This is a genomic window from Actinomadura meyerae, assembly GCF_900188445.1.
Classification (GTDB): domain Bacteria; phylum Actinomycetota; class Actinomycetes; order Streptosporangiales; family Streptosporangiaceae; genus Spirillospora; species Spirillospora meyerae.
Genome location: NZ_FZOR01000007.1, coordinates 91786 through 113330, shown reverse-complemented (window position 1 = coordinate 113330; position 21545 = coordinate 91786). Strand labels below are relative to the sequence as shown.

The following is a 21545-nucleotide window of genomic DNA, read 5'->3' as shown; positions in this document are numbered from 1 at the left end:
CCCTCCCGTCACGGGGTGCTCCCGGTCCATCGTCAGGCGCTCCCGCGGTGCGTCGCGATCGTGTCCCGGTACCAGTGCGCGCTGTCCTTCCAGGTGCGCCGGCCGGTCGGGTAGTCGACGCGGACGAGGCCGAAGCGCTTGGAGTAGCCGTACGCCCATTCGAAGTTGTCGAGCAGCGACCAGGCGAAGTAGCCGCGCACGTCGGCACCCGCCGCGCACGCGCGCTCCACGGCGGCGATGTGGTCGCGCAGGTAGGCGATGCGCCGCTCGTCGCGGACGCGCCCGTCCTCCACGACGTCGTCGAACGCGGCGCCGTTCTCAGTGACCATCAGAGGGGTGCCGGGGTACTCGCGATGGAGCCGCAGCAGCAGCTCCTCCATGCCGCTCGCGTCGATCGGCCAGCCCATCGCCGTGTACGGGCCGGGCTGCTCGGCGAACTCGACGCGCTCGCAGCCGACGAACGGCGTCGCCGCGCCCTGCCGGTGGCCGTCGGCGTGTGCGCGCGGGGACGTCCCGTCCCACACCCGGACGAGGGTCGGCGAGTAGTAGTTCACGCCGAGGACGTCCAGCGGCGCGGCGATGAGGGCCTCGTCCCCGTCGCGGACGAAACTCCAGTCGGTCAGGGAGGAGGTGTCGTCCAGCAGGTCGGCGGGGTAACCCCTGCCCAGCATCGGGTCCAGGAACACGCGGTTGGAGACCGCGTCCACCTGCCGGACGGCCTCCGCGTCACCGCGCAGATGGTGCAGGTTGAGCGTCACCGAGTGGCGTGCCGACGGCGGGGTCACCCCGCGCAGCGCCCGGACCGCGAGGCCGTGCGCGAGGTTGAGGTGGTGGGCGGCGGCCAGCGCGGCCGCCGGCTCGGTGCGGCCGGGGGCGTGCACGCCGGACGCGTAGCCGAGGAACGCCGAGCACCACGGCTCGTTCAGCGTCGTCCAGGTGTGGACGCGGTCGCCGAGGACGCGCCCGATCCGCTCGGCGTAGTCGGCGAACCGGTGGGCCGTGTCGCGCTCCGGCCAGCCGCCCGCGTCCTCCAGGGCCTGCGGCAGGTCCCAGTGGTAGAGGGTCGCGACGGGAGCGATGCCGTGGCTGAGCAGCTCGTCGACCAGCCGGGAGTAGAAGTCGAGGCCCTTCTGGTTGGGCGTGCCGTCCGGCAGGACGCGCGACCAGGAGATCGAGAACCGGTAGGCGCCGATGCCCAGGGCGGCCATCGTCGCGATGTCCTCCTCCCACCGGTGGTAGTGGTCGGTGGCCACGTCACCGGTGTCGCCGTCGAGGACCTTGCCCGGCGTGTGGCTGAAGGTGTCCCAGATGGACGGCGCCCGGCCGTCCTCCTGTGCCGCTCCCTCGATCTGGTAGGCGGCGGTGGCCGCGCCCCACAGGAACCCTTGCGGGAACCCCATTAGTTCTCCTCTGCCAGAGTGATGACCAGCTCGTCACCGGTCGCCTTGATGAGAGCACCGTGCGGATGGTCGGAAGACTCGCCGCCCTCTACGGCCGCTACGCGCGCGTTGACGAGAAGGACGTTCCAGGTTCCCTGGCCGGTCACGCGCACGTTTTCACCGTCTTTCACGGTCGTGAAGGCGACGTCGCCGACCTGGGTGACGACCGTGGACCCATCGGCCGGCTCGTAGACGCGCAGGGTGACGCCGTCCGCGTGGTCGTAGTCGGGACGGTCCTGCACCGCGCCCTCCGGGATGACCGCACCCGGCCGGACGAGCAGCGGCACGCTGTCGAAGCCGTGGCGTTCGCGGACCCACCGGCCGCCTTCGACCCGTTCACCCGTCAGGTAGTGCGTCCACACACCCTCCGGCACGTAGTAGGAGACGTCGCCGTCGGACGAGAACACCGGCGCCACGAGCAGGTCGTCGCCGAGCATGTACTGCCGTTCCAGGTGCGTGCACGCGGGGTCGTCGGGGAACTCCAGGACCATCGCCCGCATCATCGGCAGGCCCTCCCCGGACGCCTGCCGCGCGGCACCGGCCAGGTACGGCATCAGCCGCATCTTCAGCCGGGTGAAGTCGCGCAGGACGTCCACCGACTCCTCGTCGAACAGCCACGGCACCCGGTAGGAGTGGCTGCCGTGCAGGCGGCTGTGCGAGGACAGCATCCCGAACGCGATCCACCGCTTGAACAGCCCCGGATCGGGCGTCCCCTCGAAGCCGCCGATGTCGTGGCTCCAGTAGCCGAACCCCGACGCGCCCAGGGACAGGCCGCCGCGCAGGCTCTCCCCCATCGCCTCGAACGTCGACTCGCAGTCGCCGCCCCAGTGCACCGGGAACCGCTGCCCGCCGGCCGTCGCGGACCGGGCGAACACCACCGCCTCGCCCTCGCCCCGCTTCTTGCGGAGCAGGTCGAAGACGGTCCGGTTGTAGAGGAAGGTGTAGTAGTTGTGCGCCCGCTCCGGGTCCGAGCCGTCGTGGTAGACGACGTCGGTCGGGATGCGCTCCCCGAAGTCGGTCTTGAAGCAGTCGACGCCCATGTCCATGAGCGCTTCGAGCTTGCCCGCGTACCATTCCCGTGCCTCGGGGTTGGTGAAGTCGACCACCGCCAGGCCGGGCTGCCACTTGTCCCACTGCCACACGTCCCCGTCCGGGCGCATGAGCAGGTAGCCGCGTGAGCGCCCCTCCTCGAACAGCGGTGAGCGCTGCCCGATGTAGGGGTTGATCCACACGCAGATCCGCAGGCCGCGGTCCCGCAGCCGGCGCAGCATGCCCGGCGGGTCGGGGAAGACGCGCGGGTCCCACTCGAAGTCGCACCACTGGAACTCGCGCATCCAGAAGCAGTCGAAGTGGAACACGCTGAGCGGCAGGTCGCGCTCGGCCATGCCGTCGATGAACGACGAGACGGTCTCCTCGTCATAGGACGTGGTGAACGACGTCGACAGCCACAGCCCGAACGACCAGTCCGGGAGCCGCGCGGGCCGCCCGGTCAGCGCGGTGTACTTGCGCAGGATCTCCTTCGGCGACGGCCCGTAGATGACGAAGTACCGCATCGACTGGCCCTCGACGCTGAACTGCGTCCGCGCGACGGCCTCCGACGCCACCTCGAACGAGACGCGCCCCGGATGGTCGACGAACACGCCGTACCCGGCGTTCGTCAGGTAGAACGGCACGTTCTTGTACGCCTGCTCGCTGGCCGTCCCGCCGTCGGCGTTCCACACGTCCACCGACTGGCCGTTCTTCACCAGCGGCCCGAACCGCTCCCCGAGCCCGTAGACGAAGTGGTCGACGCCGAGGTCGAGCTGCTCGCGGACGTAGTGCCGCCCGTCGTCGGTGTCGATGACGGCCTGCGCCTTGGGCGCGCTGCCGGTCAGCCGCCGCCCGCCCGCGAGGAAGTCGACCCGCCAGCCCTCGCCGCGCCCGACCCGCACCGACAGCGCGCCGGACGTCAGCGTCGCGGCCCCCTCGTCGACCGCGACCTCCCCGCCCGGGTCGGTGGCCAGCTCGAAGTCCGGCCCGCGACGCCGCTCCCCCGCGAAATGGGTGAGCGTGACGCCGATGACGTCCGGCAACGGCGCCTCGCAGGTCACCGTCACCACCGGGCCCTTGAGCAGGTCGCCCCGGTGCCGGATCTTCTGCACGGGCGCGTACACCGTGAAGGAGTGCGCCCCCGCGTCGACGTCGAGGACCTCCACCGGATGAGACGCGTGCACACCTTCGCGCATCATCCAGTAGCCGTCGCTGAACTTCATTATTTGATGGCCCCCGCAGTGAGTCCGCGCGAGAGAGTGCGCTGGAAGATGAGGAAGAAGACGACGGTCGGGAGGAGGCCGAGCAGCGACGCGGCGCTGGACATGGTGGCGTCCATGAGGCGCTGCCCCTGCAGCACGCCGAGCGCGACCGAGACCGTCTGGTTCTCGTTGGAGATCAGGAAGGTCATGGGGATCAGGAACTCGTTCCAGGTCCACACGAAGAAGAAGACGAGCAGCACCGACAGGGTCGGGCGCACCACCGGGACGACCACGCGCCAGAGGATCTGCCAGCGGCCCGCGCCGTCGATCCGGGCGGCCTCCAGCAGCGGACGCGGGAACGCCGACAGCACCGACGACAGCAGGTAGGTGCCGAAGGCCGACTGGATCACCGTGAACACGATGATCACGCTGAGCCTGGTGTCGTACAGGCCGACCTGCTTCGACAGGTAGTACAGCGGGTAGACGAGCGCCTCCTGCGGCACCGTGTTCGCCATGAGGAGCAGCACCAGCACCCACATCCGGCCCTTGATGCGGCCGATGCCGAGCGCGTAGGCGTTCAGCACCGACAGCAGGACGGCGAGGACGGCGACGGAGCCGCTGATCAGCACGCTGTTCAGCAGGACGTTCCCGAAGTCGGTGCGCTCCCAGAACGCGCGGACCGCGTCCAGGTTGACGCCGTCCGGCGGCGACAGCGGCCCCGACGAGGAGTACTCCTCCGGCGTCTTCAGCGCGTTGAAGACCACCACGACGAACGGAATGAGCATGATGCCGGCGAAGGCGGTCAGCGCCACCAGCACCGCGTAGGCGGACGGCCCCCGGCGGCGCCGGCGCCCGGTCTCGCGGGCACGCGGCGACGCCCCGGCCCTCTTCGTCAGAGTCGCGGTCATCGGGCCTCCCCGAGCTCACGTGCCTGCATGCGCAGGAAGACGACGGTGAGCGCGACGATGACGAGCGTGAGGACGGTCGCGATCGCCGAGCCGTAGCCGACCTCCGACTTCTCGAAGAAGTGGACCCACGAGTAGTAGGCGGGCACGTTGGTCGCGCCGCCCGGACCGCCCTTGGTGAGCACGAAGATCTGCGAGAACGCCTTCAGCGCGGCGATCGTCGTCCAGAGCAGCACCACGAAGATCTCCGGGCGGATCTGCGGGACCGTGACGTGCCAGAACCGGCGCGCCCACGTGGCACCGTCGATCTCCGCCGCCTCGTACAGCGACGGGTCGACCCGCTGCAGCCCCGACATGAAGATGACCAGCGGGAACCCGATCTGGATCCACACCATCACGCCGAGGACGCTCCACAGCGCGGTCGCCGGGTCGCCCAGCCAGTCGTGCGCGAGCGAGCCGAGCCCGACCGCGTCCAGCAGCGCGTTCACCGCGCCGTTCTCGGGGGCCAGCAGCCAGCTCCACACCACGCCCGCGATGACGATCGGCAGCACCTGCGGCAGGTAGACGCAGGCGCGCAGCACGCTCGCGGTCCGCGCCCCGAAGTGCCGGTCGATCAGGTCGGTCAGGGCCGAGGCCAGCACCAGCCCGATCAGCGTCGGGACGACCGCCATCCCGAGGATGACCAGCGCGTTGTGCCCGAAGGACGCCCAGAAGTCGCCGTCCCGGACCAGCTCCCGGTAGTTGGCGAGCCCGACCCACTCCGGGGTGCCGACGCCCGTCCACTCGGTGAAGCTCGTCCCGATGTTCATCAGGAACGGCACGCCGATGACGGCGGTGAAGAGGAGCAGGCCGGGGAGCAGGTAGGGCAGGTAGCCCCACTGCTCCCGCGACCGGCCGCGGCCCTGCGCCGTCACTTCGGCAGACCGTCCTCGTAGGACTTCTGGACGCCGTCCAGCGCCTTGCCCGGCGACTCGCCGTTCATGAGCTTCTGCGTCTGCGACACCCACACGTCGTAGAGACCGGCGACGGGCCAGTCCGGGTAGTAGGCGAGGCCGTCGGACTGCGCGAGGCCGTTGAAGTCGTCGATGAGCTTCCTGGCCTTCGGCTCGGTGATCGCCGACGGGTCGGCCGCGACCGGGACGCCGCCCGCGTTGCCGAGGATGTTCTGCACCTTCTTCTTCATCGTGATGTCGATGAAGTCGTAGGCGAGCTGCTTGTTCTTCGAGCCCTTCGGGACGACCCACAGGTTGCCGCCGGAGCCGAGCGTCGTCTTGGCGCCGGGCCACACGCGGGTCTCCCAGTCGAACTCGGCCTCCGCGGCGACCCGGCCGAACCACCAACTGCCGGAGAACATCATCGGGAACTTGCCGCTCATGAAGGCGACGCCCGCGTCCTCGGCCTTGAGGCTGACGGAGTTCTTGGCGATGTAGCCCTTCTTCACCCAGTCGGCGAAGGTGGTGGCCCCGTAGGTCCAGGCGGGGTCGTGGAAGTCGACCTCGCCGGTGTAGCGCTGGTAGGCGTCCACCCAGTTCTTGTCCGCCTTGTCGAGGGCGAGCTGGTAGACGAACTGGTGCGCCATGTACTCGGCGCCCGCGTTGGTCAGCGGCGTGACGCCCTTCGCGACGAAGGCGTCCATCGCGGCGGTGAACTCCGCGAACGTCGTCGGGATCTCGATGCCGTTCTTCTTGAACAGGTCCTTGTTGTAGTAGACCTGGACATATTCGGCGTAGTTCGGGACGCCGAACCACGTGTCGCCGCCCATCGTGCCCTTGGCGTCGTACTTGGCGGTGACCTGGACGTTGGGACTGATCAGCTTGTCCCACCCCCGCTTGGCGACCTCGGACGTGAGGTCGGTGAGCAGTCCCTGCTTGGAGAGGAGGCCGGCGGTCGCGTTGCCCTTGTTGTACTCCATGAGGTCCGGCGCGTCCTTGGAGTTCAGGACCATCGGCGCGGTCTTCTGGATCTGCTCGAAGCCCTTCTCCTCGAACGTGACCTTGACGCCGGGGTGGGTGGCCTCGAACTCCTTGATGGCCTCGTTCCACGCCTTGCCCATGGCGCTCTCGGGGGCCTCGTAGTGCCAGAGCTTCAGCTCCTTGCCGCCGGAGCCGCCGTCGTCGTCACCGCCGCACGCGGTGAGCGACAGCGCCGCCGCGGCAAGGGCGGCGAGCACCGCCGCGCTCCTGCCTGCCTTGAACATGGGAATTCCTCCGGGGTGGGACGGATGCCGGCGGGGAACCGGGTCCTGGGCCGGGTGGGGCGTCGATCTGTCGAAGCGCTTCGATTGCCGGGATCGTAAGCCCTCGGTGCGGGCGGACACAATAGGTCGCCGCCCCTCAATCCGCCTGGATGCCGGGTGACCTGCGCGGACGACCTGGGAGCGCTCCCATGATCGGTGGTCAGCCGGCGCACTCCCCGCCGTTGAGGGTGAACCGGGTGGGCGCCGCGTTGGCGCCGTCCTGCCGGCCGAGGAACCCGAACTCCGCCGTGCCGTCGGGCGGGATCGAGCGGTTCCAGTCGGCCGCCGTCACCGTGACGGACGCGCCGTCCTGCACCTGGCTGCCGTTCCAGAGCTGCGTGATCGACTGGCCGTCGGGAAATTCGAACGCGAGCCGCCAGCCGTCGATGGCGCCGTCCCCCAGGTTCGTGATGCGCACCGTCGCCTGGAAGCCCTGCGGCCAGGTGCCGTCCACCCGGTAGGAGACCGAGCACGCCCCGGCCGCCGGACGCGACGGGCTCGCGGGCGACGCCCCGGCGGAACCGCGCGGCGGCCCGGCGGAACCGCGGGGCGAGTCGGGCGCGAGGGCCGCCAGCAGCGCGGCGACCAGGGCGATCCCGCCCGCCACCGCCCCGGCGGCGATCAGCGGCCGCCGGGCGGACGCCCTCGCCGGAGGGGCCGCGCTCGCCGGAGGGGCCGCGGGCGGCGGCTCGTCCAGCACCCGCGTCGGCTGCCGGGGGACGGTGTCATCGGGCGGGGGCGGCGGCGCCGTCCCCGGCGCCTGCGCCAGCTGGACGCCCGACGCCGCCGCCAGGACGCGCGCCGCCTCCCGCGCGGTGGGGCGGGCTCCGGGATCGTCACCGAGGCAGTCGCGCACCAGCGCGGTGACCTCGTCCGGAACCGCGGAGGCGTCGCGCAGGCACTCGTTCAGGACGACGCCCAGCGAGTAGATGTCGGCCGCCGAGGTCGGGGCCGCGCCGCTCAGGAGTTCGGGGGCGACGTAGGCGGGCGTGCCGAGCACCGGGCCGCCGGCCGTGGACGGGCCGGTGAACGCGATGCCGAAGTCCAGGACCTTGACGCCGACCGGTGTGAGGAACACGTTCGCGGGCTTGATGTCGCGGTGGACGACGTCCGCGGCGTGGGCGGCGGCCAACGCGTCGGCGACGCGCGCGCAGATCCCGGCGGCCTCGCGCCACGGCAGCGGGCCACGGGCCAGCCGCGCCGCCAGGCTCTCCCCGTCCAGCAGCTCCATGACGACGTAGGGGATGCGCTCGTGCTCGCCGTAGTCGTAGACGCCGGTGATGCTGGGGTGGGTGAGGCCGGCGGCGGCCTTCGCCTCCTGGCGGAGCCGCCGCGTGAACTCCTCGGGCCATCCCTCGCCGGGCACCTTGACGGCGACGGCGCGGTCGAGCACGAGGTCGACCGCGCGCCACACGGTCGCCATGCCGCCGGCGCCGACGGGACGGTCCAGGCGGTAGCGCTCCCCCAGGAGGTCGCCCGGGGCGACGGTCTCGGGCATGGGGGCAGCCTATGCCGGGATCACGGCACGAGGTACCTGCCGTCGCGGGCGTCGGTGATCGCCATGTGGCCGGGCGCGTGCCCGATGGCGAGCTTCGGCCGGGACGCCATCACCGCCGCCTGCGGGGTCACGCCGCACGCCCAGAACACCGGGATCTCGTCCACCCGGACCTCGACCGGGTCGCCGAAGTCGGGCGCGCCGAGGTCCTCGATGCCGAGCTCGACCGGGTCGCCGACGTGCACGGGCGCGCCGTGGACGGACGGGTACCGCGCCGTCACCCGGACGGCGTCGGCGACCTGCGCGGCGGGGACCGGGCGCATCGAGACGACCAGCGGGCCGCCGAAGGCGCCGGCGCGGCGGCACATGCGGTTCGTCCGGTACATCGGGACGTTCCGGTTCTGCTCGATGTGCCGGACGGGGACGCCCGCCTCGCGGAGCGCGTCCTCGAAGGTGAAGCTGCACCCGATGAGGAACGAGACGAGGTCCTCGCGCCAGAAGGCGGTCGCGTCGGCCACCTCGGCGACCGGCTCGCCGTGCTCGTAGACGACGTAGCCGGGCAGGTCGGTGCGCAGGTCGCCGGCGAACAGCCCGGCCGAGGTCTCGCCGGGCTCGGTGACGTCGAGGACCGGGCACGGCTTGGGGTTGCGCTGCGCGAACAGCAGCAGGTCGTAGGCGTCCTCGCGGGGCACGCTGATCAGGTTGGCCTGCGTCCAGCCGGCGCACCAGCCGGAGGTGGGGACGCGCAGTCCGGCCCGGAACAGTGCCCTGGCCTGGTCCGGGCTGAGCGCGGCCGGGTCGAGCGGTGCGGTCATGGTCGGTCCTTTCCGAGGTGCGGTGGGGGATGCGGCCGGAAACGGAGCCGCTGCCCCGGGCGGATCTGGGCGGCGCGCCCGATGTCGGCGGACGCGACCACCGCGATGACGGGATACCCGCCGGTGAGCGGGTGGTCGGCGAGGAACAGCACGGGCCGCCCGGACGGCGGGACCTGCAGCGCCCCGGTGACCGTCCCCTCGCTGGGCAGCTCGCCGCGTCCGGCGCGGGGCAGCGCGGGCCCGTCCAGGCGCATGCCGACGCGGTCGATGTCGCTGGTCGCCGTGTAGGCGGCGGTGAAGAGCGCGTCCAGCGCGCCGGGGGCGAACCAGTCGGCGCGCGGGCCGGGGACGGCGCGCAGCTCGACCTCGCCGGCGGCGGGCGGACGGACGGGCAGGACGTCCAGTTGCGGCGCGGAGCGCGGCGGCGGGCCGACGGGAAGCACGTCGCCGGGCTTGAGCGGCGCGGGACCGAGCCCGGCGAGGGTGTCGGTGGCGCGGGAGCCGAGGACCGGCGGGACGGCGATCCCGCCGCGCACCGCCAGGTAGCTGCGCAGGCCCGCGGGCGGGACGCCCATCCGGAGCTCGGCGCCGTCCGGGAGGTGCAGGACCGTGTAGGGCGCCTCGGGGCGGCCGTCCACCAGCAGCGGGGCGGGCGCGCCGGTGACGGCGGCGAAGACCCCGCCCCGGCAGCGGACGCGCAGCCCGCCGAAGGTGACCTCGATCGCCGCGGTGCCGCCGGGATTGCCCACGGCGCGGTTGGCGAGGCGGAGGGAATCCGGGTCAGCGGCGCCCGACACCCCCACACCGAGCGCCGCGTGACCCGGACGGCCCATGTCCTGGACTGTCGCCAGGGGCCCTGTCTCGAGAACGTCCAGACCGCGCTTCATGGTTCCCGATCGACGAAGCGAACCGTGACTCCTGGGCGGAGCAGGGCGGGCGGGTCGCGGTCGAGGTCCCATAGGACGGCCTCCGTGCGCCCTATGAGCTGCCAGCCGCCCGGTGACTCGGACGGGTAGACCCCGCTGAACCGCCCGGCGAGGCCGACCGACCCCGCCGGGACGCGGACGCGGGGCGCGGCGCGGCGCGGGACGTCCAGCCGGGGGTCGCCGCCCTCCAGGTACCCGAAGCCGGGCGCGAACCCGGTGAACGCGACCCGCCACGGCGTACCGGTGTGCGCGGCGACGACCCCGGCCGGGGTGAGGCCGGTGCGGTCCGCGACCTCGGCGAGGTCGGCGCCGTCGTAGACGACGGGGATCTCGACGGCCCCGGCGCCGCCGCCCGCCGCGCCCGGCCGGGCGGCGCGCACGGCGGCGGCCACCGCGGCCGGGTCGGCGGACGGGTCGAGCGGCAGCGTCAGCGTCCGGGCCGCCGGGACGACGTCGGCGACGCCGGGCGGCGGGGACGCGGCGAGCGCCGCGTACAGGCCCAGCACGGCCGCGAGGTCCGGCAGCTCGACCAGCAGCGCGGCGTCGCCGCTCGGGATGATCCGCACCCGTCAGCTCCAGAGGTCGTCGAGCTGGGACAGCGAGTTCCAGCCCAGGTAGAGCGAGAGCAGCCAGGCCGCGGCGCCGAGGACGAGCAGCCACAGCGGGTACCGGTAGCCGCCGAGCAGGTCGCGGCGGCGGCCGGCGGCCCACAGCAGCACCGCGAGCCCGAACGGCAGGATGAGCCCGTTGAGCGCGCCCGCGAGGATGAGCAGCTTGGCCGGCGCGGTGCCGATGGCGAGGTAGAAGGCCGCGGAGACCAGGATGAACGCCACGACGAGGCGGTTGCGGTACCGCTCGACGAACGAGGAGAACGAGACGAGGAACGACACCGAGGTGTAGGACGCCCCGATGACCGAGGTGATCGCGGCCGACCACATGATCAGGCCGAAGACCCGCAGCCCGGCCTGACCCGCCGCGTGCTCGAACGCCGACGCGGGGGCGTTTGCCTCGGCGAGGGTGACGCCGCCGGCGACGACGCCGAGGACGGCGAGGAACAGCAGCACCCGCATGAGGCCGGTGACGAGGATGCCGGTGACCGCGCTGCGGTTGATCTCCCGGACGCTGCCGGGCCCGGTCAGCCCGGACTCGATCATGCGGTGCGCGCCCGCGTAGGTGATGTAGCCGCCGACCGTCCCGCCGATCAGGGTGGTGATGACGAGGAAGTCGACGGTCTCCGGCGCGACGCTCTGCTTGAGCGCGTCCCCGAGCGGCGGGTCGGACACGAACGCGACGTACAGCGTCAGCAGGATCATCGCGGCGCCGAGGACGACGACGATGCGGTCCATCGCGACGCCCGCGCGCCGGCTCAGGAAGATCCCGATGGCGACCAGCGCGGAGATCCCGCCGCCGACCTTGACGTCCAGGCCGAGCAGCGCGTTCAGCCCGAGCGCGGTGCCCGCGATGTTGCCGATGTTGAAGACCAGCCCGCCGAACACGTCCAGGGCGGCGAGGCCGTAGCCGGCGCCGGGCAGGACGCGGTTGCCGAGCTCCTGGGCGCGCATGCCGGACACGCCGACGACGCGCCACACGTTCAGCTGGATCGCGATGTCCACCAGCACCGACACCACGATCGCGAACGCGAACGCGGCGCCGAGCTTGGCGGTGAACACGGTGGTCTGGGTGATGAAGCCGGGGCCGATGGCGCTGGTGGCCATCAGGAACATGGCGCCGAGCAGCGCGCCGCGGCGGGACGGGGCGGAGGGGGCCGCTGGGGTGTCCAGGGCGGTCCGGTCCTTCATGGGGGTGACCCTTCTCGGGTGTCGGCTTTCCGTCAGGGTAAGGATTGTTCAACAATCCAGCAATCCCCTTGTTGAGAGATTTTCCGGCCGATGGGATACGCTTGCCCCCACGCGGCGGGAGGGATCGATGGCGGAGTCCTGGCTCGAGGAGATCGCGGCGGCACGGCACGACCTGGACCGGTCGAGCACGGCCGCGCGGGTCGCCGATCTGCTCCGCGAGCAGATCACCGACGGCCGGCTGGTGCCCGGCGCGCGCCTCCCCGAGGAGGACCTGTGCCGCGCCGTGAAGGTGTCCCGCAACACGATGCGCGAGGCGTTCCGGCTGCTCGTCCAGGAGCGGCTGCTCGTCCACGAGTTCAACCGCGGCGTGTTCGTGCGCCGCGTCACCGCCGACGGCCTCGCCGACCTGTACCGGGTGCGGCGCATCCTGGAGTGCGAGGGCGTGCGGTGCGCGCGGGAGGCCCCGCCGGCGGCGCTCGCCCGGCTGGAGGCCGCCGTGCTGGACGGCGAGCGCGCCGCCGCCGCGGGCCGCTGGGCGGACGTGGGCACCGCCGACATCCGCTTCCACCAGGCCCTCGCCGCGCTGGTGGGCAGCCCGCGGGTGGACGAGATGATCCGGCACCTGCTGGCCGAGATGCGGCTCGTCTTCCACGAGATGGGCTCGCCGCGCGAGTTCCACGAGCCCTACCTCGCCCGCAACCGGCGCCTGCACGACCTGATCGCGCGGGGCGAGACCGCGGCGGCCGAGCGGGAGCTGCGCTCCTACCTCGACGACGCCGAGGCGCAGCTCACCAAGGCGTACCGCGCCCAGGAGTGACGGCCCGCCCCTCGCGGGCGCGCCTCACGACGTCTGGTTCAGAAGGCGCGGTTCAGGACGCGGGCGCGTAGTTCATGACGTGGTCGTGCAGGAGCTGCGGCGCCTCGGGGTCGCCGCGCCGGAACGCCTCGATCAGCTCGGCGTGCTCGGCCGACTTGGAGTAGATCTCCGTGTGGTGCAGGCGCAGCGAGAGGGTCGTCCACAGCTCGATGCCGAGCCCCTCCCAGACCGAGACGAGCAGCCGGTTCCCGGCCGTCTCGACGATCTCGCGGTGGAAGGCGATGCTGAGCCGCATCTGCGCCTGCAGGTCGCCGTCCCGCGCGGCCGCGGCGAGCCGCTCGTTGTGCTGCTCCAGGGCGTCCACGCAGCCGGCCAGGCGGGGCAGGGCCAGCTCGACCGCCGTGCGCTCCAGCCCGGCGCGCACCGGGAAGATCTCGGCGAGGTCGCGCTCGGTGAAGTCGCGGACGCGGGCGCCGCGGTTGGGCAGCGACTCGATCAGCCGCTGCGCCTCGAGCTGGCGGAGCGCCTCGCGGACCGGGCCCTGGCTGACCCCGAGCTCGGCGGCGATCCGGCGTTCGACGACGCGCTCGCCCGGCTCCCAGCGGCCCGAGCTGATGCCCTCGACGATGAACTCGCGGATCTGGTCGGCGAGTCCGGTGCGCAGCAGCTGGGCGGGCGTGTTCACGAAACTCGATCGTAGCGCCACGATGGGTAAGTACCTCGTGATGGGGTAGGCGAATCCTGACCGCGTAGAATATGATCGATCATAGATCAATGATGATCGGGAGTGTCGTGGCGATCCTACGGCGCTACCCCGGATAGAGGAAGGTCGCCGATGGCTGAGACCGCCAAGGCCGCTCCGGCGCGGGGCCGGAGGACGCGCGGCGCCAAGGCCGCCGGGCCGGAGTCCGCCGCACCGCCGCCGAACGGGACCGCCCCGGCGGAGGACGCCGAGACGCTCGTCGGCTACTACCGGCAGATGCTGCTGATCAGGCGGTTCGAGGAGCGCGCCGCCCGCGCCTACACGGAGGCCAAGATCGGCGGTTACTGCCATCTGAACCTCGGCGAGGAGGCCACGGTCGTCGGGCTGATGGCCGCGCTGCGCCCCACCGACTACCTGTTCACGAACTACCGCGAGCACGGCTACGCGATCGCCAAGGGCATCGGCGCCGACCGGGTCATGGCCGAGCTGTACGGGCGCTCCACCGGCGTGTCCAAGGGCTGGGGCGGCTCGATGCACCTGTTCGACGTCGAGACGCGGCTGCTCGGCGGGTACGGCATCGTCGGCGGGCAGCTCCCGCTCGCGACCGGCGCCGCGCTCGCCGTCTCCTACAAGGGCGGCGACGAGGTCGTCATGTGCCAGATGGGCGACGGGACGGCCGCGATCGGCGCGTTCCACGAGTCGCTGAACATCGCCGGCCTGTGGGACCTCCCCATCGTCTTCGTTGTGATCAACAACGGCCTGGGTATGGGCACCACCGTGGAGAACTCCGCCGCCGAGCCCGAGCTCTACAAGCGCGGCGCCGCCTACCGGATGGAGAGCGCCCGCGTGGACGGCTCCGACGTCGTGGCGGTGCGCGACGCCGCGCGGGTCGCCGTCGAGCGGGCCCGCGCCGAGAGCCGCCCCTACCTGCTGGAGACCCTCAGCCCCCGGCTCAAGGGCCACTCGGTCGTCGACCCGGCCCGCTACCGGAGCAAGGAGGAGAAGGAGGCCCTGAAGGCCGCCGACCCCCTGGCGAAGATGGCGCTGGAGCTGGAGGAGGCCGGGATCCTCTCCCACGAGGACCGCGACCGCCTCGACGCGGAGGTCACCGCCGAGGTCGACGAGGCCGCCGCCTTCGCCGACGAGAGCCCCGCGCCCGAGATCTCCACGCTGTTCGACTACACCTACGCGACCCCGGTCCCGGGCGACCTGCACCGGTTCCCCGCCGACCCCGTCTTCCGTTCCTGAGAGGCACCCCCATGGCAACCGTGACCTACCGCCAGGCCCTCCGGGACACCCTCCGCGCCGAGATGCTGCGGGACGAGAACGTCCTGCTGATGGGCGAGGAGATCGGGCTGTTCGAGGGCTCGTACAAGATCACCGAAGGGCTGCTGAAGGAGTTCGGGCCCAAGCGCGTGCGCGACACCCCCATCGCCGAGGAGGGCTTCGTCGGCGCCGCGATCGGCGCCGCGATGCTCGGCCTGCGCCCCGTCGTGGAGATCATGACGATCAACTTCTCGCTGCTCGCGCTGGACCAGATCGTCAACCACGCCGCGAAGATCTACGGCATGTTCGGCGGGCAGGCCAGCGTCCCGATGGTGATCCGCACGCCGGGCGGCGGCGGGCAGCAGCTCGGCGCCACCCACTCGCAGAACGTCGAGCTGTTCTACTCGTTCATCCCCGGGCTGAAGGTCGTCGCGCCGTCCACGCCCGCCGAGGCGTCGGCGATGCTGAAGGCCGCGATCCGCGACGACGACCCCGTGCTGTTCCTGGAGAACCTCGCCCTCTACAACACCAAGGGCGAGATCCCCGGCGAGATCGAGGACGTGGAGCCGACCGAGATCGGCCGCGCCGGCGTCACCCGGGAGGGCACCGACATCACGATCATCGGCTACTCGCGGATGGCGCGGGTCGCCGGCGAGGTCGCCGAGAAGCTCGCCGCCGAGGGCGTGTCCGCGGAGGTCGTCGACCTGCGCAGCCTGCGCCCGCTCGACCGGGCGACCATCGTGGAGTCGGTCCGCAAGACCGGCTGCGCGGTCGTCGCCGAGGACGACTGGCTCACCTACGGCATCGGCGCGGAGATCGCCGCGACCATCCAGGAGGGCGCGTTCGACTGGCTGGACGCCCCGGTCCGCCGCGTGGCGATGGCCGAGGTGCCGCTCCCCTACGCCAAGTCCCTGGAGTCGGCGGCGCTGCCGTCCGCCGAGTCCCTGCTCACCGCCGTCCGCGACACGCTCCGCGCGACCGGCCGCCCGGTTCTGGAGAACGTTTCATGACCGAGATCCTCATGCCCCGCCTCTCCGACACCATGGAGGAGGGCGTCATCAGCTCCTGGCAGAAGCAGCCGGGGGACGAGGTGGCGGTCGGCGACGTCATCGTCGACATCGAGACCGACAAGGCGGTCATGGAGTACGAGGCCTACGAGGCCGGCGTGCTGGAGGAGATCCTCGTCCCCGAGGGCGAGTCCGCCGCGATCGGCGCGCCGATCGCCCGGATCGCCCCGGCGGGGGGCGCCAAGCCCGCCGCGAAGGCGGAGCCCGCCGCCGAGCCGGAGGCGAAGGCCGAGGCAGAGGCCGAACCTGAGGCCAAGGCCGAGTCGAAGCCGGAGCCGGCGCCCGCCGAATCCGCCGCTCCGGCACCGGCCGCCGCGCCCGCGCGCACACCGGAGCGCTCCGCGGCGACGCGCCCGCCATCGTCGCCGCTGGCGCGCCGGCTGGCCCGCGACCACGGCATCGACCTCGCGACGCTGTCCGGGTCGGGGCCGGGCGGGCGCATCGTCCGCGCCGACATCGAGGCCGCGATCCGCGCCGGCGGCACGGCCGCGGCCCCGGCGGCCGAGGCTCCCGCCGCCCCCGCACCGGCCGCCCCGGCGCCGTCCGCCCCGTCCGCTCCGGCCGCCGCCCAGGCGGGCCCGGCGGACGAGGACGTCGAGGCCGTCCCGCTGAACCGCTTCCGCAAGGTCGCGGCCAAGCGGCTGACCGAGAGCAAGCGCAACGCCCCGCACTTCTACCTCAACCGCGAGGTGGACGCCGAGGCGCTGCTGGCGTTCCGCAAGACCCTGAACGAGGCGCTCGCCCCGGCCAAGGTCAGCGTGAACGACCTGATCGTCAAGGCGGTCGCGACCGCGCTGCGCGAGCACCCGGCGGTCAACGTCTCCTACACCGAGGAGAACCTGCTCTTCCACAAGCGGATCCACGTCGGCATCGCCGTCGCCGTGGAGGACGGACTCGTCGTCCCCGTCGTGAAGGACGCCGACCGCAAGAGCGTCTCCCAGATCGGCGCGGAGAGCCGCGAGCTGGCCGGCAAGGCCCGCGACGGCAAGCTCACCCTCAACGAGATGAGCGGCGGCACGTTCAGCGTCAGCAACCTCGGCATGTTCGGGGTCGACTCGTTCTCCGCGGTGATCAACCCGCCGGAGGCGGCGATCCTCGCCGTCGGCGCCGTGCGGGACGAGCCCGTCGTCCGGGACGGGGAGGTCGTCCCCGGCAAGCGCATGGCGGTGACGCTGTCGGTCGACCACCGGGCCACCGACGGGGCGACGGCCGCGCGGTTCCTCGCCCGCCTGGCCGAACTGCTGCAGAACCCGCTGCTGATCGTCGCGTAGCGGTACGCGCTCCAAGGGCCTCCCGCCGGTCGGCGGGAGGCCCTTCGCGGTTCGGGGCGTGGCCGTATCCGGCCACCGCGCGAAGCGGACCGATCAGATCGGCGGCGGCCCGCGAAGAAGGGGCGGGCAAGGCGAAGAGACCGGTCGATCCGGCGTCGCGGCAGATCTGGCCCAGCGCCGACGGACCGGCGCCGCCGCGGCGGGCATCCGGGACCGGGCAGGGGTTCACGATGCCGACACTCCAGACGTCCAGGGCGCGGGTCGCCGCGCTGGCAGCCGCCGGGGGCCTGCTGCTGGCGAGCGCGTCCGCCGGGCTCGCGCCGAGGCCGGGCACCGCGTCCAGCCACCGCGAGGCGCCGCTCATCTCCGGGCAGCCGCAGTACGACAACACCGACGTCTACGCGTTCGTCAGCCCGGACAAGCCGGACACGACAACGCTGATCGCCAACTTCATCCCGTTCCAGGACCCGGCCGGCGGGCCCAACTTCTCCAAGTTCGCCCGCGACGCACGCTACGACCTCAACATCGACAACGACGGCGACTCGCTGCCGGACCTCACTTACCGGTTCCGGTTCCACGACCGGCTGAGGAACCCGGACACGTTCCTCTACAACACCGGGCCCGTGACGAGCCTCGACGACCCGGACCTCAACTTCACCCAGACCTACGACCTGACGCTGATCCGGCGCACGGACGGGAACGTGCGCAGCGTCCACCGGCTCGCCGGGAACGCGCCGGTCGCACCGTCCAACGTGGGCAAGGCGTCGATGCCGGACTACGCGGCCCTGCGCGCGCAGGCGGTCCGGGCGGCGGGCGACGGGGTGGCGTCGTTCGCCGGGCAGGCCGACGACTCGTTCTTCCTCGACCTGCGCGTGTTCGACCTGCTCTACGGGGCGAACCTCAAGGAGGTCGGCAACGACACCCTGCGCGGCTACAACGTCAACACCATCGCCGTGCAGGTGCCGACGCGGCATCTCGTCGCGGGGAAGGACCCCGTCATCGGGGTGAACTCGACGGTGTCGCGGCTCACCGCGTCCGGGCAGTACACGCAGGTCTCGCGGCTCGGGAGCCCGCTGGTGAACGAGGTCGTCATCCCGCGCGGCCGCAAGGACGCCTTCAACGCGTCCACCCCCTGGCAGGACGCGCAGTTCGCCGGGTTCGTCACCGATCCGGAGCTGCCGAAGCTGATCGAGAAGATCTACAAGATCCCGGCGCCGCCCGGGCCGCGCCAGGACCTCGTCCAGGCGTTCCTGACCGGGGTACCGGGGCTGAACAAGCCGGCCCGCGTCCGGCCGGCCGAGCTGCTGCGGCTCAACACCTCCATCAGGCCGGCCGCGAAGCCCGACCGGCTCGGCGTGCTCGGCGGCGACACCGCGGGCTTCCCGAACGGCCGCCGGCTCACCGACGACGTCGTCGACATCGAGCTCCAGGCCGTCGAGGGCGAGCTGCTCGGCACGAAGAACGATCTGGGCGACGCCGTCAACACCAACGACGCCGCGTTCGGCAAGGCATTCCCGTACGTCGCGCTGCCGCACTCCGGCTCGGACGTGCGCGGCGCCGGCCGGTCCGGTGCGCGGGCGTCCGGCACCTCCGCGAAGAAGGACGGCGAGCAGGTGAACCTGCTCAACGCGGGCGCGGTCGAGGACGCTCCCGAGCCGGACGGCGGCGGGCCGCTCTCGACGCTTCCGGTCGCGGCGCTGGCGGGCGCCGGGGCGGGCGCGCTGGCCGGCGGGCTGCTGTGGTGGCGGCGCCGGCGCCCCGCGGCGGGACGGCGCGGCATCTGATGCGCGCCCTCCTCGCCGTAGTCTCGGCCGCCGGGCTGGCCGCGGCGCTGACGCTCGGATCGGCGGTCGCCTTCGGCCGCCCGTCCCGTGCGCCCGCCGCGCAGGCCCGGCCGGCCGGGGCCCCCGGCTCCGGCATCGCCGGGTTGCAGGCGCGGCTCCGCGAGCAGCCGCGCGACGCGTCGGGCTGGGCCGCGCTGGGCGCCGCCTACGTCGAGCAGGCCCGGGTCACCGGCGACCCGACCTACTACCCGAAGGCGGACGACGCGCTGCGGCGCTCCCTGCGGGAGGCGCCCGGCGGCGACGGCGCGCTCGCCGGGCTCGGCGCGCTGGCGGCGGCCCGGCACGACTTCCACGGGGCGCTGCGGTACGCGGACCGGGCGCTCGCGGCGAACCCGTACGGGCAGCGCGCGGCCGCCGTCCGGGTGGACGCGCTCGTCGAACTGGGCCGCTACGGCGAGGCTCTTGCCGCCGCCCGGCGCGCCGACTCCGTCCGCCCCGGCGTCCCGGTGTTCACGCGCCTGGCGTACGTGCGGGAGCTGCGCGGTGAGGTGCGCGAGGCGCGGCGGGTCCTGGAGCTGGCCCGCGCGTCGGCCGCCGACCGCGGCGACCTCGCCTACATCGCGGTGCAGCTCGGCGAGCTGGCCTGGAACGACGGCGACCTCGGGCGGGCCGGCCGCGAGTACGCGGCGGCGCTGCGCGCGTCGCCCGGCCACCTGCCCGCGCTGGACGGGCGCGCCCGCGTCCGGGCCGCGCGGGGCGACGTCGCGGGCGCGCTCGAAGACCGGGCCGAGACCGTCCGGCGGCTGCCGCTGCCGCGCCACCTGACCGAGTACGGCGAGCTGCTGGAGTCGGCGGGACGGCGCGCCGAGGCGGAGCGGCAGTACGCGGTCGCGGCGGCGTGGACGCGGATCGCCCAGGCGAACGGAGTCACCGCCGACCTGGAGATCGCGCTGGCCGAGGCCGACCACGGCGACCCGAAGGCGGCGCTCCGGGCGGCGCGGGCCGAGTACGAGCGGCGCTGCCCCGGCCCCGGAGTCCGGCAGTGCAGCGTGCACGCGGCCGACGCGCTGGCCTGGGCCCTGCACGTCAACGGGCGCCACGCGGAGGCGCTGCGCTACGCCCGGCAGGCGACCGCGACCGGATACCGCAGCCCGCTGTTCCGCTTCCATCTCGGCGCCATCGAGAAGGCCGCCGGGAAGCACACCGCCGCGCGGCGCGACCTGGCCGCCGCCCTCGACCTCAACCCGAGGTTCTCCCCGCTGTGGGCGCCGCGGGCCAGGGCCGCTCTGGACGACCTGGGAGGCGCACCGTGATCGCCGCCGTGATCGCCGCCGGGCTGCTGGCGGCGCACCCGCTGGGGAACTTCTCCGCCAACGAATACGACGGGCTCGTCGCGACCCCGCACGAGCTGCGCGTCGACCACGTCGAGGACCTCGCGGAGATCCCCGCCGCGCAGGCCATGCCGGAGGTGGACGCCGACCGCGACGGCCGCCCGTCCCCCGCCGAGCTGTCCGCCTGGGCGGCCGGGGCCTGCCGGCGGGCCGCCTCGGCCATGCGGATCACGGTGGACGGCCGCACCGTCCCCGCGTCCGTGGCGGCGGCGTCCGCGACGGCGCCGCGCGGGCAGGCGGGCCTGCCGACGCTGCGCCTCGAATGCCGCGTCACCGCGCCCGCCGGGGCCGGCGCCGTCTCCTTCCGGAACGCCGGGACGGACGGCCGGACCGGCTGGCGGGAGATCACCGCGCGGGGCGACCGGATGACGCTGGCCGCGTCCGACGTGCCGGAGACCTCCGCCAGCCGCCGCCTCACCGCCTACCCGGCGGACCTGCTCGCCTCCCCGCCCGACCGGCGGTCGGCGGCGTTCACCGTCCGGGCGGGCGGGCCGCCGCTCGCCGCGCCCGCTTCCGGTGGCGGGGCGTCCGGCGGCGGGGCGTCCGGCGGTCCGGAGCGGCTGCTGCCGCGCGGCGCGGACGGTCTCACGCAGCGGTTCACGGCCCTGGTCGCCCGCCGGGACCTCACGCCCGGGTTCGCCGCGCTCGCCTTCCTGATCGCGCTGCTGCTCGGCGCCCTGCACGCGCTCGCACCCGGGCACGGCAAGACGATCATGGCCGCGCACGCGATCGGGGACGGGCGGCGGCGGGCGCGGGACGTCCTCACGCTGGGACTCACGGTCGCGCTCACCCACACCGCCGGGGTGCTGGCGCTCGGCGTGCTGGTGACGACGGGGACGGTCCTCGCGCCGGACGCGCTGTTCTCCTGGCTCGGCGCGGCGGGCGGCGTCCTCGTGACGGCGGCGGGCATCGTTTTGCTGCGCCGCGCCCTCCGCAACCGCCGCCATCCCCACGCGCACGGCCACGGAGATCCGCACAGCCACGGGCACGGACACGGGCATGGGCACGGCCACGGGGAGGCGCGTTCGCGACGGGGCGGGATCGTGCTCATGGGCCTCGCGGGCGGCATGGTGCCGAGCCCGTCCGCCGTGGTGGTGCTGGTCGGCGGCGCGGCGATCGGGCGGGCCTGGTTCGGGGTCGTGCTCGTCCTCGCCTACGGGCTCGGCCTCGCCGCCGCGCTCGCGGCGGTCGGCGCGCTCGTCGCCGGATCCGGCCGCGCGCTGACGCGGCGCATTCCGGCCATGCGCCCGCGGCTGCCGAGCGGGATGATGCCCGTAGGGACGTCCGCGGCGGTCGTCCTCCTCGGGCTCGGGCTGACGCTGCGCGGACTCGTCCCATGACGTCCGGTCCGAGGCGGCGCCCGGTCCGCGGCGCCGAAGAGGCGGGCCACCGAGGGGAGC

Annotated in this window: 18 protein-coding genes; 7 read left to right on the top strand and 11 right to left on the bottom strand. The window is 73.4% G+C overall.

Going from position 1 to position 21545, the window contains the following annotated elements:
• Positions 1–32 precede the first annotated feature (32 nt).
• From CHF16_RS10170 to CHF16_RS10125, 10 genes are all read right to left on the bottom strand, one after another.
• Complete coding sequence (locus CHF16_RS10170; protein WP_089325694.1) at positions 33–1400, bottom strand: GH1 family beta-glucosidase; 1368 nt, start codon at positions 1398–1400, stop codon at positions 33–35.
• Positions 1400–3691 (bottom strand): alpha-xylosidase, encoded by a 2292-nt coding sequence (gene yicI / locus CHF16_RS10165; RefSeq protein ID WP_089325693.1) that lies wholly within the window; start codon positions 3689–3691, stop codon positions 1400–1402. The genes CHF16_RS10170 and yicI overlap by 1 nt, the downstream gene beginning before the upstream one ends.
• A complete protein-coding gene (locus CHF16_RS10160; protein ID WP_089325692.1) occupies positions 3691–4578 on the bottom strand; it encodes a carbohydrate ABC transporter permease in 888 nt (295 codons plus the stop codon). The genes yicI and CHF16_RS10160 overlap by 1 nt, the downstream gene beginning before the upstream one ends.
• Positions 4575–5489 carry a carbohydrate ABC transporter permease gene (locus CHF16_RS10155; RefSeq protein WP_179271463.1) on the bottom strand — a complete coding sequence of 305 codons (915 nt, stop codon included), beginning with the start codon at positions 5487–5489 and terminating at the stop codon, positions 4575–4577. The genes CHF16_RS10160 and CHF16_RS10155 overlap by 4 nt, the downstream gene beginning before the upstream one ends.
• Positions 5486–6772, bottom strand: coding sequence for an ABC transporter substrate-binding protein (locus tag CHF16_RS10150; RefSeq protein WP_089325691.1), 1287 nt, complete (start codon positions 6770–6772; stop codon positions 5486–5488). The genes CHF16_RS10155 and CHF16_RS10150 overlap by 4 nt, the downstream gene beginning before the upstream one ends.
• A gap of 199 nt (positions 6773–6971) precedes the next feature.
• Positions 6972–8309 carry a protein kinase domain-containing protein gene (locus tag CHF16_RS10145; RefSeq protein ID WP_089325690.1) on the bottom strand — a complete coding sequence of 446 codons (1338 nt, stop codon included), beginning with the start codon at positions 8307–8309 and terminating at the stop codon, positions 6972–6974.
• A 20-nt stretch (positions 8310–8329) separates the two neighbouring features.
• On the bottom strand, positions 8330–9121 hold the full coding sequence (locus tag CHF16_RS10140; RefSeq protein WP_089325689.1) for a putative hydro-lyase: 792 nt from the start codon (positions 9119–9121) through the stop codon (positions 8330–8332).
• Positions 9118–10008, bottom strand: coding sequence for a 5-oxoprolinase subunit C family protein (locus CHF16_RS10135; RefSeq protein ID WP_089325688.1), 891 nt, complete (start codon positions 10006–10008; stop codon positions 9118–9120). Before CHF16_RS10135 ends, CHF16_RS10140 begins: the two co-directional genes overlap by 4 nt.
• Positions 10005–10613, bottom strand: coding sequence for a 5-oxoprolinase subunit B family protein (locus CHF16_RS10130; RefSeq protein ID WP_089325687.1), 609 nt, complete (start codon positions 10611–10613; stop codon positions 10005–10007). The genes CHF16_RS10135 and CHF16_RS10130 overlap by 4 nt, the downstream gene beginning before the upstream one ends.
• Before the next feature lie 3 nt (positions 10614–10616).
• Complete coding sequence (locus CHF16_RS10125) at positions 10617–11846, bottom strand: NRAMP family divalent metal transporter (RefSeq protein WP_089325686.1); 1230 nt, start codon at positions 11844–11846, stop codon at positions 10617–10619.
• Between the two features lie 127 nt (positions 11847–11973).
• Between CHF16_RS10125 and CHF16_RS10120 the strand changes: the two genes are divergently transcribed.
• Positions 11974–12663 (top strand): GntR family transcriptional regulator, encoded by a 690-nt coding sequence (locus CHF16_RS10120; protein ID WP_089325685.1) that lies wholly within the window; start codon positions 11974–11976, stop codon positions 12661–12663.
• 52 nt (positions 12664–12715) lie between these two features.
• On the opposite strand, the gene CHF16_RS10115 is transcribed toward CHF16_RS10120, so the two are convergent.
• Positions 12716–13348, bottom strand: a complete 633-nt coding sequence (locus CHF16_RS10115) for a GntR family transcriptional regulator (RefSeq protein WP_245868332.1) — start codon at positions 13346–13348, stop codon at positions 12716–12718.
• Positions 13349–13498: 150 nt separating this feature from the next.
• Between CHF16_RS10115 and pdhA the strand changes: the two genes are divergently transcribed.
• The 6 genes from pdhA to CHF16_RS10085 all read left to right on the top strand — a co-directional run bounded on the left by pdhA (position 13499) and on the right by CHF16_RS10085 (position 21485).
• Positions 13499–14614 (top strand): pyruvate dehydrogenase (acetyl-transferring) E1 component subunit alpha, encoded by a 1116-nt coding sequence (pdhA, locus tag CHF16_RS10110; protein ID WP_089325683.1) that lies wholly within the window; start codon positions 13499–13501, stop codon positions 14612–14614.
• Positions 14615–14625: 11 nt separating this feature from the next.
• Positions 14626–15642: an alpha-ketoacid dehydrogenase subunit beta gene (locus CHF16_RS10105; RefSeq protein WP_089325682.1), complete on the top strand. Its 1017-nt coding sequence runs from the start codon at positions 14626–14628 to the stop codon at positions 15640–15642.
• Entirely contained in the window at positions 15639–16970 is a 1332-nt protein-coding gene (locus CHF16_RS10100) for a dihydrolipoamide acetyltransferase family protein (RefSeq protein ID WP_089325681.1), read from the top strand. The genes CHF16_RS10105 and CHF16_RS10100 overlap by 4 nt, the downstream gene beginning before the upstream one ends.
• A gap of 230 nt (positions 16971–17200) precedes the next feature.
• Positions 17201–18754 carry a DUF4331 domain-containing protein gene (locus tag CHF16_RS10095; protein WP_089325680.1) on the top strand — a complete coding sequence of 518 codons (1554 nt, stop codon included), beginning with the start codon at positions 17201–17203 and terminating at the stop codon, positions 18752–18754.
• On the top strand, positions 18712–20067 hold the full coding sequence (locus CHF16_RS10090; protein ID WP_218826614.1) for a tetratricopeptide repeat protein: 1356 nt from the start codon (positions 18712–18714) through the stop codon (positions 20065–20067). Before CHF16_RS10095 ends, CHF16_RS10090 begins: the two co-directional genes overlap by 43 nt.
• Positions 20064–21485 (top strand): hypothetical protein, encoded by a 1422-nt coding sequence (locus CHF16_RS10085; protein WP_089325679.1) that lies wholly within the window; start codon positions 20064–20066, stop codon positions 21483–21485. The genes CHF16_RS10090 and CHF16_RS10085 overlap by 4 nt, the downstream gene beginning before the upstream one ends.
• Positions 21486–21545: the final 60 nt, after the last annotated feature.

Excerpts from the sequence above, each read along its gene's own strand:
- CHF16_RS10170 (WP_089325694.1), bottom strand. The coding sequence starts at position 1,400 with ATGGGGTTCCCGCAAGGGTTCCTGTGGGGCGCGGCCACCGCCGCCTAC.
- yicI (WP_089325693.1), bottom strand. The coding sequence starts at position 3,691 with ATGAAGTTCAGCGACGGCTACTGGATGATGCGCGAAGGTGTGCACGCG.
- CHF16_RS10160 (WP_089325692.1), bottom strand. The coding sequence starts at position 4,578 with ATGACCGCGACTCTGACGAAGAGGGCCGGGGCGTCGCCGCGTGCCCGC.
- CHF16_RS10150 (WP_089325691.1), bottom strand. The coding sequence starts at position 6,772 with ATGTTCAAGGCAGGCAGGAGCGCGGCGGTGCTCGCCGCCCTTGCCGCG.
- CHF16_RS10145 (WP_089325690.1), bottom strand. The coding sequence starts at position 8,309 with ATGCCCGAGACCGTCGCCCCGGGCGACCTCCTGGGGGAGCGCTACCGC.
- CHF16_RS10140 (WP_089325689.1), bottom strand. The coding sequence starts at position 9,121 with ATGACCGCACCGCTCGACCCGGCCGCGCTCAGCCCGGACCAGGCCAGG.
- CHF16_RS10135 (WP_089325688.1), bottom strand. The coding sequence starts at position 10,008 with ATGAAGCGCGGTCTGGACGTTCTCGAGACAGGGCCCCTGGCGACAGTC.
- CHF16_RS10125 (WP_089325686.1), bottom strand. The coding sequence starts at position 11,846 with ATGAAGGACCGGACCGCCCTGGACACCCCAGCGGCCCCCTCCGCCCCG.
- CHF16_RS10120 (WP_089325685.1), top strand. The coding sequence starts at position 11,974 with ATGGCGGAGTCCTGGCTCGAGGAGATCGCGGCGGCACGGCACGACCTG.
- pdhA (WP_089325683.1), top strand. The coding sequence starts at position 13,499 with ATGGCTGAGACCGCCAAGGCCGCTCCGGCGCGGGGCCGGAGGACGCGC.
- CHF16_RS10105 (WP_089325682.1), top strand. The coding sequence starts at position 14,626 with ATGGCAACCGTGACCTACCGCCAGGCCCTCCGGGACACCCTCCGCGCC.
- CHF16_RS10100 (WP_089325681.1), top strand. The coding sequence starts at position 15,639 with ATGACCGAGATCCTCATGCCCCGCCTCTCCGACACCATGGAGGAGGGC.
- CHF16_RS10095 (WP_089325680.1), top strand. The coding sequence starts at position 17,201 with ATGCCGACACTCCAGACGTCCAGGGCGCGGGTCGCCGCGCTGGCAGCC.